The organism is Enterococcus sp. AMC1086, from assembly GCF_058216575.1.
This window is the reverse complement of sequence record NZ_CM177100.1, coordinates 3,204,711-3,217,337: the sequence shown is the minus strand read 5'-3', so window position 1 is coordinate 3,217,337 and position 12,627 is coordinate 3,204,711. Positions and strand designations below refer to the sequence as shown.

Sequence of the window (12,627 nt, the reverse complement as noted above, 5' to 3'; positions counted from 1 at the left end):
AAAAATGAATGAAACATTCGGTATCGATCCATCAAAAGGAATGGAAATAGGCTTGTATTCTTTAGGCGATCACATCAAAAATCCAATGACAGGAAACAAAATTAGCGAACAACAACGAATCAATGAGATAATCGAAGCGGCGAAATTTGCAGATGAAGCTGGGATCGATGTGTTTGGTGTCGGTGAAAGTCACCAAAGTCATTTTATTGGACAAGCCAATCAAGTGATTTTAGCAGCAATTGCGGCACAAACTAAAAAGATTAAACTCTCTAGTTCAGTTACAGTTTTAAGTACAAATGATCCGGTACGTGTATATGAAGAGTATGCTACATTGGATTTACTTTCAAATGGTCGTGCAGAAATCGTAGCAGGCCGAGGCTCTCGTGTCGGCGTGTATGAACTTTTAGGATTTGATTTAAAAGATTACGAAGAATTATTTGAAGAAAAAATGCATCTGTTAAAATTATTGAACGAAGCTTCACCGAATGAACGACTAAATTGGGAAGGGAAATTTCGCGCGACACTTCAAAATGCAGAAATTTTGCCACAACCCGTTCGCGGATATTTACCTATTTGGCGAGCAGTAGGCGGACCAGCAGATAGTGCAATCAAAGCTGGATTAGATGGAATTCCAATGATGTTGACGACATTAGCAGGACCTGCACCCATTTTCAAACGGGCAGTAGATGCCTATCGTTTGTCTTTGGCAGAAGCAGGTTATGATGAAAAAGAATTTCCACTTGCTACAACGAGTTTATTTTATGTTGCAGAAACAGGCAGTCAAGCACGTAAAGAAATGTACCCATTTTTAAATGCTGGTTGGTCAGCGATTCGTGGCGGCATCTATCCGAAACAACATTTTGCTCAATCACAAGATTCAAGAGATACACTGATGGTTGGAAGTGTTAATGAAATTATTGAGAAAATTCTTTATCAATACGAATTATATGGACATCAACGTTTTATGGCACAAATCGATTTTGGTGGTGTTCCGCTGGATCTTGTTAAGAAAAATATTGAATTGATTGCAACAAAAGTGATGCCAGAAGTTAAAAAATATACTAAACATTAGGAGGCCGATTTATGAAAATAGTAGCGATCATTGGCTCGGCTTTCGGTATTAAGTCAAGAGTAGCAGTAAATTACACGGTAAACAAAATAAAAGAAGTACGAGAAGATATTGAACTTGAAGTGATTGATTTTTCTGAAATACAATTTCCCTTTGCAGATGGGCGTGACTATTTTCAACATGAAGGAGAAGTAGGAAAAGCGCTGAAAAAAATCATGGAAGCGGATGGTCTGATTGTTGGAACACCGATTTTTCAAGCGTCAATGCCAGGCACGTTGAAAAATTTATTTGATATGTTGCCAGTTAATGCTTTTCGAAATAAGGTAGCTGGAATGATTGTGACAGCAGGATCTGAGAAACACTTTTTGATTCCTGAACAGCAAATTCGTCCAGTTTTGAGTTATATGAAAGCCAACTTGGTGCCAAATTATGTGTTTATTACGGATCAGGATATTATCCGCCAAGAAATCAAAAACCCTGATATCGAATTTCGGTTGGATCGATTTGTAGATGATTTTTTCTTGTTGTTGGATACTTACCAAACAATGATTCAGCAAAAAGAGGCGGAATATGATTTTTAATAATCTTTGTGTTTATACAGATAACAGCGACTAGTAAAAAAAGTTGAAAATTAGATAGATCGTTTATTTTTTATGAAAAATCAAAAAGTAATCCGAATACACGATGGGAGCAGAAACTTATTTGGAAATAAGTTTCTGCTCCCGATCTCTTTTGATTTTTTTATTTAAACTAGCTAACAACAGTCCATTCATTAAGTGTTTTACCATTCGCGTCGATCAGCTCCAGCCAGCTATTTGTTCCGCCAAAGTATAAAAATAGACCGACTTCATTGACACTTTTCAAGATGATATCTTCAGTGGTAACAAAATTTTTCACTTTATCTTTATGATCATCTCTGATTCGTTGCCCCATTTTTGCTGCAAAGCCTAAAGACCCATCTTTATTTAGAGGCGGGTCGGCCATCATTGTTGCCCCAGCTTTTAAGAGCATTTCATTTCGTTTGTGCCAAAGAGCGGTCGCTTTGCTTTCTCTGGTATTGATAAAAAATTCTATCTGGCTGATTTCCTTAGTCCATCTATGCCGTGCTTTTGCAGGTTTTGCTTTGATTTTTTTTGGTTCTTCGTGGTGTTTTAAAGGATAACCAAATTTTTCAAGAACTAACAAGACGTTGTCCGTATAAGTGGCAACCGTTTTTTTATAGCTCGTCGGGATTTTTGTTTCCGCTTGAGATGCATGGCTCAATTGAATCCCATTATCGGTTGCTTCTACAATAAATTGTTGTTCCAAATACTCTAATTCGATATCCCAAGACGGTGAAACGGTGATTATATTGTCAAAATCTACTTCATTTTGGAAAACCCCTACTTCTGCTTTTCCGATTGCAATAATAGAATTGCTTTTAACCAAAATATAAACAGCTGGTTGATCGAGTATGAGTTCGCTGTCGTTTTGATCGAATATATTGATCGTTCCTTGTTGGTTCTTAAATGCAATGCTCGTTTTCGTTTCTGTAATCTCTACAGTTAGTTGGATTTGCATAGTAGTCTCCTTTAAAAGATAGATTTATTTATTGTGTTCACTTTTTTTAATTTTGGGGGTAAGTCACTTGATTCTATCATGAAAGTAAAAATAAGTCTTGTAAGCTGAAATTGAGTAGGCAATACGTTTCATATTTGATTGAGACTATTCAAGAAATAAATGAACATCTATCTATTGACATTTTTGGTTAATCGCAGTATCATCTTAATGTAACCTTAGAAGTTACTAATAATTGGAGTGATAGACATGGCCATGTCGACGAAATTAAGTGTGGCGATCCATATTCTCAGTTTGATCGAAATCGGGCCGCCCGAACAGGTCAATTCTGAATTGATTGCATCAAGTGTAAATACGAACCCGGTTGTAGTCAGAAGGCTGATGAGCAAGCTAAAAAAAGCTGGATTTATTCATACAAGCAGAGGGACAACCCAAACCTATTTATTGAAAAAACCAGAAGATATTTCGCTTTATGATATCTATGAAGCAGTCGAATTGGATCGCGAAGTATTCAATATCCATCAAAATCCTAATCCCGATTGTCTGGTAGGAGCAACGATACAAACGGCGTTAGAAGGACAATATAAAAAAGTTCAACAAAGTATGGAAACAGAATTAAAAGAGATTGCTTTATCTGATGTGATTCATCAAATCAAGCAGAAAGAGACGTAGGTCTCTTCTCTTTTTAAATTTAAATGTAACAAATTAAGTTTCATTAAGAGAAAGGAAGATAAATATGAAAGTAGCAATTTTAGGCGCAAATGGTAAAGCAGGTTCAGCAATTTTGAAAGAAGCAAAAAAAAGAGGATTAGACGTTACTGCTGTTGTTCGTGACGCAGCCAAAATTACAGATGGAACTCCTGTTATTGAAAAAGATGTTTATGCGTTAAAGACAGAAGATATATCAGGTTTTGACGTTTTGGTCAGCGCATTGGGTTTCTGGGGTGATGTAAGTGAATTTACAGGATCGACGCAACATTTGATCGACATTTTAACAAATCAAAAAACACGTTTATACGTTGTTGGTGGCGCTGGAAGTTTATTTGTAAATCCAGAACATACTGTACGTTTGAGTGAAACACCAGATTTCCCTGAAGCATTTAAACCATTAGCTACTGCAATGGGCAAAGGACTAGATTTATTAGAAGCTGCAAACAAAGTTAATTGGACGTATATTAGTCCAGCAGCAGAATTTGATGCACAAGGTCCAGCAACGGGTGAATATGTTATCGCTGGTGAAGAGTTAGAAACAGACAAAGAGGGAAAAAGCTACATTTCTTATGCTGATTATGCGGTCGCTATGGTAGATGACATTGAAAAAAATGCACATCCGAACCAACGATTTAGTGTGCACCAATAAAACGCAATTTAAGAGAAGACTGGCATAGAAGCGTTTAACTTTGAGAAATAAGAAAAGGTTGCTTCTGCTACTATCATTTATTTATATTTAGGGTGTGAAACAAAAGTAGAGTTTACTTTTGTCTCACACTCTTATTTTTATTTCTAACGGATATCGTTCATATAACAAAAATGATAGGCTCCTGAAAGATGATTCTAAGGTGAAAGCGTAACTATTCTTCTATAATTAGTTAGACAAATGAGTAAGGGGTGTATAATAATGAGTAAGTTTAAAGGTTTTACTACATTTGATTTAAAAGTAATTGGAATCATCTTGATGTTTATCGACCATATTCATCAAATGTTTGTTCCAATGGGAGTACCACTTTGGGTAGACTGGTTTGGTAGACCTGTTGCAACGCTTTTTTTCTTTGTTAGTGTGATCGGTTTTACACATACGAGAAGTAAAGAGAAATATATGTTACGTTTGTATTTAGGCATGGTCATCATGACACTAGGAAATAATGCTTTGGAGCAGATGGTTGGATATGATGAAGTGCAGCTGATGAACAATATTTTCCGTGACCTTTTGGTGGGTGCATTGATGATGTATGGAATTGACAAAATTTCTGAAGGGCATTCAAGTAAAAAATTCAGCAAAATAATTACAGGGATCGTCATTATTTTATTTCCTATATTGTCTTCAGGAGTATTTATGATTCTTATGTCAAATCCGAATACGATCACGGCAGCAGCTCTGGGTGTTACTTTTATTCCGGCTTTACTATTTGCGGAAAACAGCGTGCTGGTATTATTGATTCCACTTATGTATTTAGCTAGAAATAAGCGATGGTTGCAATGTTTGTTGATTACGATTATCGCAGTATTCTTCTTTTTCCAAGGTATGACACAATGGATGATGATTTTTGCAGTAATTCCTATTTTGTTGTTCAACGGTGAAAAAGGAAGAGGGATGAGAAACTTCTTTTATTTCTTTTATCCATTGCATATTTGGATTTTATATTTGATTTCTGCGTATTTATACATGCATTGATTGGAATTAGAAATTATTACTGTAAAAAACACCTATAGCAAAAACATTCTATTTATAAACGACAAGAGTTTACATGCAAAAAACCTCTACACTAAATGTAGAGGGAGTTGCTCTTGCTCCCGCCGCTTATTAAGGCTAGGATATGACTCGTAGCGTTATGTCCAACCTTCGTGGCATTTTTGTGTGTTTTACAAAAGTATTAAAATAGTTGTTACATTATTGATAGCATTTAGAACAAGGTGTAAGTCCTCGAGCTTTTGCTTGTTCTAATGTCGCAGGAGTATAGGTTCCACTGCCACATTTGTGATTATGATATTTTTCTCCTGTGCGAGTAACTAGAACCATTTCTCCTGTTTCTTGCGTGTCTGGTACAGGCGTTTCCGGCGTTTGAGCAGCAGCTTGTTCTTGTTCTAAGGCGACTTTTTGTGCTTCTGCAAGTTTTTTTGCTTCTTCTTTTTGAGCGGTGAGTGTTTGTTTAACCTTGTTTGCTCGCTTGGTTAATTCAGTATTACTGTTTGGCAATTCTTTGATCTTAGCAATTGCTTGATTGTAATGATCATCTGTTGGCTCTTGTTCGGCTTTTTCAACAGCTTCACGAGCAGAAGCAAGTTGTTTTTCTGCTAATTCTTTTTCTGTGATTTTTTGTTGGACCGTGGTCAAACGTTTTAGTAACGAATCTTTATTTAAGGTTGCATTAGCCACTAAGTCAGTTGCTGAATCGACTTGTTCTTTTGTTTGTTTCGACTCCGCCAATTCAACTGCTTCGTAGATGGGTATATTTTCTTTGACAATCGCTAAACGTTTTGTAAAGTCGTCTTTGTCTCTTGTTAAAGTGCTGATACGAGTTGCGGCTTCATCATAATTTTTTTGCGTCGGTTTGTTTTCTGCTGATACTAGAGCTGTTTCAGCTTTTTTTAGTGTTTCTTGTCCTTGTTTTTCTTCATTCAAAAAAGCAACGAAGGTTTTTGATGGCTTAACTTCGATTGTTTCAACTTTGTCAGTATTGCCAATGGAAGCAACAAAAGTAAATTTTTGCGAGTGATCATCTGTTAACGTTACTTTGTAAGAAAATTCACCGTTTTTTGTTTTGATTTTTTCGCCGTTAAGACTGATGCTGCTTTCATCATTTGTTTTTCCTTCGATTATTGCGATTCCTTGATCATTTGTTTCTATTATTTTTTTAGATAAATTAATTCGTGGAGATGCTGGTGTTAAGGCAATCGCTCCAACCATCATGATAAAACTAGCGCTAGTTAAAAGTAAAACTTTTTTCTTCGGTTGTTTCTTAAAGACTGCTCTCAATAAAAGAAAGCCACCAATTATTATTCCTAAAAAACCTATAAGTCCAATAAATACTGACATGTTCTCCTTTTCCCCCTTTTTCTCAATAAACAAATTGTAGCATATTATTATTTAAATGATAAATTATTTACCTTTTTGATTTATAAATGAATCAGAGTCGTTTCACCGCGACAAAAAAAATTCCTGTGATAAAATGAAATAAGAATTATTTACGTATCTTATTAGAGAAGAGGAGAAAAATGAAAGCAGAGATTATTGCAGTCGGTACAGAGCTGTTACTAGGTCAAGTCGTCAATACAAATGCGACTTTCCTATCAGAAGAGTTGGCAGATTTAGGAATCGAGGTGTATTATCATACCGTTGTAGGAGATAATCCTCAGCGTTTAGAACAATTGTTAGTGGACGCCGAAAAACGTAGTGATTTGATTGTTTTATGTGGGGGATTAGGACCGACAGAAGATGATTTAACGAAAGACACAGTTGCTGCACACATCCATCGCCCTTTAATCCAAGATGAGCAGGCACTTAAGAGCCTTCATGAATTTTTTACTTTTTCAAAAAATAAAATGACCGAAAACAATTTAAGACAGACCTTAATGATCGATGGCGGAATCGCTGTTCAAAATCCCACTGGCTTGGCAGTAGGCACCTTGATTACAGAACAGGATACGACCTATTTATTATTGCCGGGTCCACCGAATGAATTAAGACCCATGTTCCAACAAAATGCTCGTCCACTATTAGAAGAACGTTTCCCACAAAAAGAGCAGTTGATATCTAGAGTTTTGCGATTTTATGGGATTGGTGAATCGCAATTAGTGACAGAATTGAAGACATTGATCGATACACAGACAAATCCGACGATTGCGCCTTACGCTAAGCCTAATGAAGTAACATTACGCTTAACAGCTAAGATTGTTGATGAGGTAACAGGTCAGCAGTTATTGGATAATCTAGAATCAAAAGTCATGGATCAAGTCGGCGAGTATTTCTATGGGTATGGCGATGAGAACAGTTTAGCAAAAGTTACAGTCGATGCGCTAAAAAGAAATGAAAAAACTGTAACAGCAGCAGAAAGTCTAACAGCAGGTCTTTTTCAAAGTACTTTAGGGGATATTTCAGGTGTTTCAAAAGTATTTAAAGGAGGTTTTGTTACTTATTCTGCTAAAACAAAAGAACAGTTTCTAGACATTGATCCTAAGTTGCTTGAAAAAGAAGGAACAGTCAGTGAGGCTTGCGCAATCGCGATGGCAGAGCAAGCAAGAAAGTTAGCAGATGCAGATTTTGCCGTATCATTTACAGGTGTAGCGGGTCCAGATGAATTAGAAGAACAACCAGCAGGAACTGTCTGGATTGGTTTAGCAGAAAAAGGGCAACCGACTGTAGCAGTGCTTCAACATTTTAATCGTGATCGAAGTTACATTCGTCAAAGTGCTGTGATGAAAGGCTTAGACCTGATTCGAAGAGCAGTTGATAAGAAAAAATAAAAAGGCGAATGTTTGTTCGTTTTTCTCTTGCTTTTTTTAAATAAACCAGTTATGATATATTTATTGAAAAGGAATTTAAATCGTTTATATATAAGGAGGATTATCGATTGGCAGATGATCGTAAAGTGGCCTTAGATGCCGCATTAAAAAAAATCGAAAAGAACTTTGGTAAAGGTTCAGTAATGAAATTAGGGGAAAAAATCGATCAACAAATCTCGACTATTCCGAGTGGCTCACTAGCACTGGATGTGGCTTTAGGTGTTGGTGGGTATCCCCGGGGACGAATCGTTGAAGTCTATGGACCAGAAAGTTCTGGTAAAACGACTGTTGCATTACACGCGATCGCTTCTGTGCAACAAGAAGGCGGGACTGCTGCATTTATCGATGCAGAGCATGCTTTAGATCCTCAATATGCGCAAGCACTAGGTGTCAATATCGATGAACTGCTCCTTTCACAACCAGATACTGGTGAACAAGGATTAGAAATCGCAGATGCATTAGTTTCTAGTGGCGCCATCGACATCGTTGTTATTGACTCTGTAGCGGCGCTAGTACCTCGTGCAGAGATCGATGGGGAAATGGGCGCAAGTCACGTTGGACTGCAAGCACGTTTGATGTCACAAGCCTTACGTAAGCTTTCAGGTTCGATCAATAAGACGAAGACGATTGCGATCTTTATCAATCAAATTCGTGAAAAAGTCGGAGTTATGTTTGGTAACCCTGAAACAACACCTGGTGGTCGTGCCTTGAAATTCTACGCTACTGTTCGTTTAGAAGTAAGACGTGCAGAACAATTGAAGCAAGGAACAGATATCATCGGTAACCGTACAAAAATCAAAGTGGTTAAAAATAAAGTAGCACCGCCATTTAAAGTAGCTGAAGTAGACATCATGTATGGTCAAGGAATTTCTCAAGAAGGTGAGTTACTTGATATGGCTGTCGAAAAAGACATTGTTGATAAAAGTGGTGCATGGTACAGCTATAAAGAAGAACGAATTGGTCAAGGCCGTGAAAATGTCAAAGTCTACATGACAGAACATCCAGAGATGGTCGAAGAAGTTTCTAAGCGTGTACGCGATGCATTCGGTATTGGCGATGGAACAGCTGTTATCGAAGAAGAACAGGCGCAAGAAGAACTTCCTCTTGACGAAGAGTAATATTGAATACAAAGCAAGCCGATAAGCGCTGTCAAAAGCATCTTATTGGTTTGTTTTTTTTTGCAACAACTATTCTTTTCTACAAAGAAGCTCTTTAAACCAGAAAGGGCTTTTTTAAGTTGACACACTGGTGTACAAACATTAGAATAAAGTTGTATACAAATATTAGTATATAACTTTTACATGTATGCAAGTAGACATATTGATAATTGATTATAGTTTATCAGAAAACTACATGAATATTGAAAATTTGAAGATAGTACGGAGGTGGAAACAATGGGTTTAGAAATACTCCTCGCTATCATCGGTGTAATTGTCGGTCTTGGTTTAGGGTTAGTCGTTGCAAAATCACGTCATGAAAAGGCTATAGATGGTGCAAAGTCCTCTGCAGAAGGAATAATTGAAGGTGCCAATAAAGAAGCAGAGACTCTGAAAAAAGAAGCTTTATTAAAAGCTATGGAAGAAAACCAGAAGTATCGATCAGAAATTGAAAGTGAGTTGAAAGAAAGCAAACTAGAACTTAAATCTCAAGAAAATCGTTTATTACAAAGAGAACAAACGTTAGATCGTAAAGATGATTCTCTTGAAAAACGTGAAAACTCACTGGAAGAAAAAGAAGAGAAACTTGGTGCTAGACAGCAATTAATTGATGAGCGAGAAAAAGATGTAGAAGAACTAGTTGAAAAGCAACACCAAGAAATAGAGCGTATTGCTTCACTATCTAAAGATGAAGCAAAAGATATCATCATGAAATCAACAGAAGAAGAATTAAGTCATGAATTAACAGTGATGGTCAAAGAATCTGAACAACGTGCCAAAGAAGAATCGGATCGTAAAGCTAAAAATTTACTCTCTCTAGCAATTCAACGTTGTGCAGCTGATTCAGTTTCTGAAACAACTGTATCTGTTGTTAGTTTACCAAATGATGAGATGAAAGGAAGAATAATCGGACGTGAAGGACGTAACATTCGTACATTAGAGACCTTAACAGGAATCGACTTGATTATCGATGATACGCCTGAAGCTGTTGTACTTTCTGGATTTGATCCAATTCGTAGAGAAATCGCTCGTATGACTCTCGAAAAATTGATTCAAGATGGCCGAATCCATCCAGCTCGTATTGAAGAAATGGTAGAAAAGTCTCGTAAAGAAATGGATGAACGTATTCGTGAATACGGTGAGCAAGCAGCCTTTGAAGTTGGGGCGCACACATTACATCCAGATTTGATCAAGATTTTGGGTCGTTTACGTTTCCGTACAAGTTATGGCCAAAACGTCTTAAATCACTCGATCGAAGTGGCTAAATTAACAGGTGTTTTAGCGGCAGAAATAGGCGAAGATATCCAATTAGCTAAACGTGCCGGTTTATTACACGATATCGGTAAAGCATTAGATCATGAAATTGAAGGTTCTCACGTTGAAATAGGTGCAGAATTAGCAGCCAAATACAAAGAAAATTCAACAGTCATCAATGCTATTGCATCCCATCATGGTGATGTAGAAGCGACTTCTGTTATTTCGGTATTAGTAGCAGCAGCAGATGCATTGTCAGCTGCTAGACCAGGGGCTCGTAGCGAATCAATGGAAAATTACATTCGACGCTTAGAAAACTTAGAAAATATTTCTAATGGATTTGAAGGAGTTGAATCTAGTTTTGCTGTACAAGCTGGTCGCGAAGTCCGCGTGATGGTCAAACCAGATGAAATCACAGATTTAGAAGCTGTTCGTTTAGTTAGAGATATTCGTAAGAAAATCGAAGACGATCTAGATTACCCAGGCCATATCAAAGTGACCGTTATCCGGGAAACGCGCGCAGTAGATTATGCAAAATAATTAAACAAAAAAGAAGGAACAGCTTAAGGCTTGTTGCTTCTTTTTTTACGTTTAAATTAGAAAAAATTCAGAATATTTTTACTAAACTGCTCATAGTGTTTAATTACGAATGCCCATTAACTTTGTTATATTTTGTATAGATTTTACTAAAATTGGGGGGTTTTTATATGAAATTAAAGAAAAGTGCCTTACTAGGAATAATTGCAGTATCCAGCATTGCTCTGGCCGCATGTGGTGGAAACGCTAAAAATGCCAATAGTGGTTCAGGCAGCGATGAGAAAGTATTTAGATTCATTGAAAGACAAGAAATGCCAAGTGCGGATCCTTCACTTGCAACTGATGAAGTAAGTTTTGTTGCGTTGAACAACGTTTATGAGGGAATTTACCGCTTAGATAAAGAGAGCAAACCTCAACCTGCCGGAGCAGCTGAAATGGCTGAAGTCAGTGAAGATGGCTTAACGTACAAAATAAAATTAAGAGAAGATGCAAAATGGACAGACGATAAACCCGTAACAGCGGCAGATTTCGTTTATGGCTGGCAGAGAACAGTTGATCCTGCGACTGGATCAGAATACGCTTATATGTTTAATTCTGTGAAAAATGCTGAGAAGATTTCTAAAGGCGAAATGAAAAAAGAAGAACTTGGTATAAAAGCTGTTGGAGATTATGAATTAGAAATCAATTTAGAAAAAGCGACACCGTATTTCGATTATTTGTTAGCCTTCCCTTCATTTTTACCACAAAGACAAGATATTGTTGAAAAATATGGTAAAGATTATACAACGGCAAGTGATAAAGCTGTTTACAATGGTCCATTTACACTAACAGATTTTGACGGACCAGGAACAGATACTAGTTGGTCTTACACAAAAAATGATAAATACTGGGATAAAGATACCGTTAAACTAGATAAAGTAGCAATTGACGTTGTAAAAGAGGCGCCAACTTCATTGAACCTATTCCAAGATGGTCAAGCAGACGAAGTACCATTATCTGGTGAATTAGCGCAACAAATGAAAAATGAACCTGACTATATTGTCTTAAAAGGTGCAGCAACTTTCTATCTTGAGCCAAATCAAAGAGAAGAAGACTCGCCTTACCGCAATGCCAATCTACGTAAAGCATTATCGTATGCGATTGATCGCAAAGCATTAGTTGATCAAATTTTAGCAAATGGTTCAGCAGTGCCGATGGGATTAGTTCCAGAAGGCTTGGCAGTAAATCCAAAAACAGATGAAGACTTTGCTAAAGAAGCTGGCAATGAAGCGATTTATGATGTTGATAAAGCAAAGGAATCATGGGAAAAAGCAAAAGACGAATTAGGTATTTCTACATTATCAGTCGATTTATTGATCGATGATACGGATAATGCGAAGAAAATGGCTGAATATCTTCAAGGTTCATTATCAGACACACTAGATGGATTAAAAGTATCAGTTAGTCCAGTACCATTTTCTGTTCGTTTGGATCGCTCAAATAAAGGAGACTTCCAAATCGCAGTGAGTGCTTGGGGTGCCGACTATGCCGATCCAAGCAGCTTCTTAGATTTATTTACAACGGACAACTCTTATAACAGAGGACATTATTCAAACGCTGAATATGACAAATTAGTAGAAAGTGCCGCTACAACAAATGCAAACAATCCAGAAGCACGTTGGAACGATATGTTGGATGCAGAAAAAGTGATCATGGGTGACATGGGTGTTATCCCACTTTATCAAAAAGCGGAAGCACACCTCCGTTCTGAAAAAGTCAAAGATGTTGTATATCACTCGACTGGTGCAAAATATGACTTTAAATGGACTTACATCGAAGATTAAAAAAAGTGGG

11 protein-coding genes are annotated in these 12,627 nt (G+C 37.1%); 9 read left to right on the top strand and 2 right to left on the bottom strand.

The genetic code is table 11. The annotated features are described in order from the left end of the window. The first annotated feature begins 4 nt into the window (after window positions 1-4). Together AC4BC4_RS15000 and AC4BC4_RS14995 are read left to right on the top strand one after the other, a co-directional pair. Complete coding sequence (locus AC4BC4_RS15000) at window positions 5-1,072, top strand: LLM class flavin-dependent oxidoreductase (protein ID WP_490476243.1); 1,068 nt, start codon at window positions 5-7, stop codon at window positions 1,070-1,072. A gap of 11 nt (window positions 1,073-1,083) precedes the next feature. After that, complete coding sequence (locus tag AC4BC4_RS14995; RefSeq protein ID WP_490476242.1) at window positions 1,084-1,650, top strand: NADPH-dependent FMN reductase; 567 nt, start codon at window positions 1,084-1,086, stop codon at window positions 1,648-1,650. 169 nt (window positions 1,651-1,819) lie between these two features. On the opposite strand, the gene AC4BC4_RS14990 is transcribed toward AC4BC4_RS14995, so the two are convergent. After that, a complete protein-coding gene (locus AC4BC4_RS14990) occupies window positions 1,820-2,629 on the bottom strand; it encodes a hypothetical protein (RefSeq protein WP_490476241.1) in 810 nt (269 codons plus the stop codon). A 246-nt stretch (window positions 2,630-2,875) separates the two neighbouring features. On the opposite strand from AC4BC4_RS14990, the gene AC4BC4_RS14985 reads away from it, so the two are divergent. From AC4BC4_RS14985 to AC4BC4_RS14975, 3 genes are all read left to right on the top strand, one after another. Beyond that, window positions 2,876-3,298: an Rrf2 family transcriptional regulator gene (locus AC4BC4_RS14985; protein ID WP_438757918.1), complete on the top strand. Its 423-nt coding sequence runs from the start codon at window positions 2,876-2,878 to the stop codon at window positions 3,296-3,298. Window positions 3,299-3,362: 64 nt separating this feature from the next. Next, a complete protein-coding gene (locus AC4BC4_RS14980; protein ID WP_490476240.1) occupies window positions 3,363-3,986 on the top strand; it encodes an NAD(P)-dependent oxidoreductase in 624 nt (207 codons plus the stop codon). Window positions 3,987-4,244: 258 nt separating this feature from the next. Further along, window positions 4,245-5,018, top strand: a complete 774-nt coding sequence (locus tag AC4BC4_RS14975) for a TraX family protein (RefSeq protein ID WP_490476239.1) — start codon at window positions 4,245-4,247, stop codon at window positions 5,016-5,018. A gap of 216 nt (window positions 5,019-5,234) precedes the next feature. Here the strand turns inward: AC4BC4_RS14975 and AC4BC4_RS14970 are convergent, their stop codons facing one another. After that, complete coding sequence (locus tag AC4BC4_RS14970) at window positions 5,235-6,380, bottom strand: hypothetical protein (RefSeq protein ID WP_490476238.1); 1,146 nt, start codon at window positions 6,378-6,380, stop codon at window positions 5,235-5,237. A 179-nt stretch (window positions 6,381-6,559) separates the two neighbouring features. On the opposite strand from AC4BC4_RS14970, the gene AC4BC4_RS14965 reads away from it, so the two are divergent. The 4 genes from AC4BC4_RS14965 (at window position 6,560) to AC4BC4_RS14950 (ending at window position 12,617) form a co-directional block, all read left to right on the top strand. After that, window positions 6,560-7,807, top strand: coding sequence for a competence/damage-inducible protein A (locus AC4BC4_RS14965; RefSeq protein WP_490476237.1), 1,248 nt, complete (start codon window positions 6,560-6,562; stop codon window positions 7,805-7,807). Between the two features lie 107 nt (window positions 7,808-7,914). Beyond that, on the top strand, window positions 7,915-8,964 hold the full coding sequence (gene recA, locus AC4BC4_RS14960) for a recombinase RecA (protein ID WP_438757923.1): 1,050 nt from the start codon (window positions 7,915-7,917) through the stop codon (window positions 8,962-8,964). A 276-nt stretch (window positions 8,965-9,240) separates the two neighbouring features. After that, window positions 9,241-10,797 (top strand): ribonuclease Y, encoded by a 1,557-nt coding sequence (rny, locus tag AC4BC4_RS14955; RefSeq protein ID WP_438757924.1) that lies wholly within the window; start codon window positions 9,241-9,243, stop codon window positions 10,795-10,797. Between the two features lie 167 nt (window positions 10,798-10,964). Next, window positions 10,965-12,617: a peptide ABC transporter substrate-binding protein gene (locus AC4BC4_RS14950; protein ID WP_438757925.1), complete on the top strand. Its 1,653-nt coding sequence runs from the start codon at window positions 10,965-10,967 to the stop codon at window positions 12,615-12,617. The last annotated feature ends 10 nt before the right edge of the window (window positions 12,618-12,627 follow it).

Coding starts and splice junctions, on each gene's coding strand:
- AC4BC4_RS14995 (WP_490476242.1), top strand. CDS start 1,084: ATGAAAATAGTAGCGATCATTGGCTCGGCTTTCGGTATTAAGTCAAGA.
- AC4BC4_RS14985 (WP_438757918.1), top strand. CDS start 2,876: ATGGCCATGTCGACGAAATTAAGTGTGGCGATCCATATTCTCAGTTTG.
- rny (WP_438757924.1), top strand. CDS start 9,241: ATGGGTTTAGAAATACTCCTCGCTATCATCGGTGTAATTGTCGGTCTT.
- AC4BC4_RS14990 (WP_490476241.1), bottom strand. CDS start 2,629: ATGCAAATCCAACTAACTGTAGAGATTACAGAAACGAAAACGAGCATT.
- AC4BC4_RS14970 (WP_490476238.1), bottom strand. CDS start 6,380: ATGTCAGTATTTATTGGACTTATAGGTTTTTTAGGAATAATAATTGGT.
- AC4BC4_RS15000 (WP_490476243.1), top strand. CDS start 5: ATGAATGAAACATTCGGTATCGATCCATCAAAAGGAATGGAAATAGGC.
- AC4BC4_RS14980 (WP_490476240.1), top strand. CDS start 3,363: ATGAAAGTAGCAATTTTAGGCGCAAATGGTAAAGCAGGTTCAGCAATT.
- AC4BC4_RS14965 (WP_490476237.1), top strand. CDS start 6,560: ATGAAAGCAGAGATTATTGCAGTCGGTACAGAGCTGTTACTAGGTCAA.
- AC4BC4_RS14975 (WP_490476239.1), top strand. CDS start 4,245: ATGAGTAAGTTTAAAGGTTTTACTACATTTGATTTAAAAGTAATTGGA.
- AC4BC4_RS14950 (WP_438757925.1), top strand. CDS start 10,965: ATGAAATTAAAGAAAAGTGCCTTACTAGGAATAATTGCAGTATCCAGC.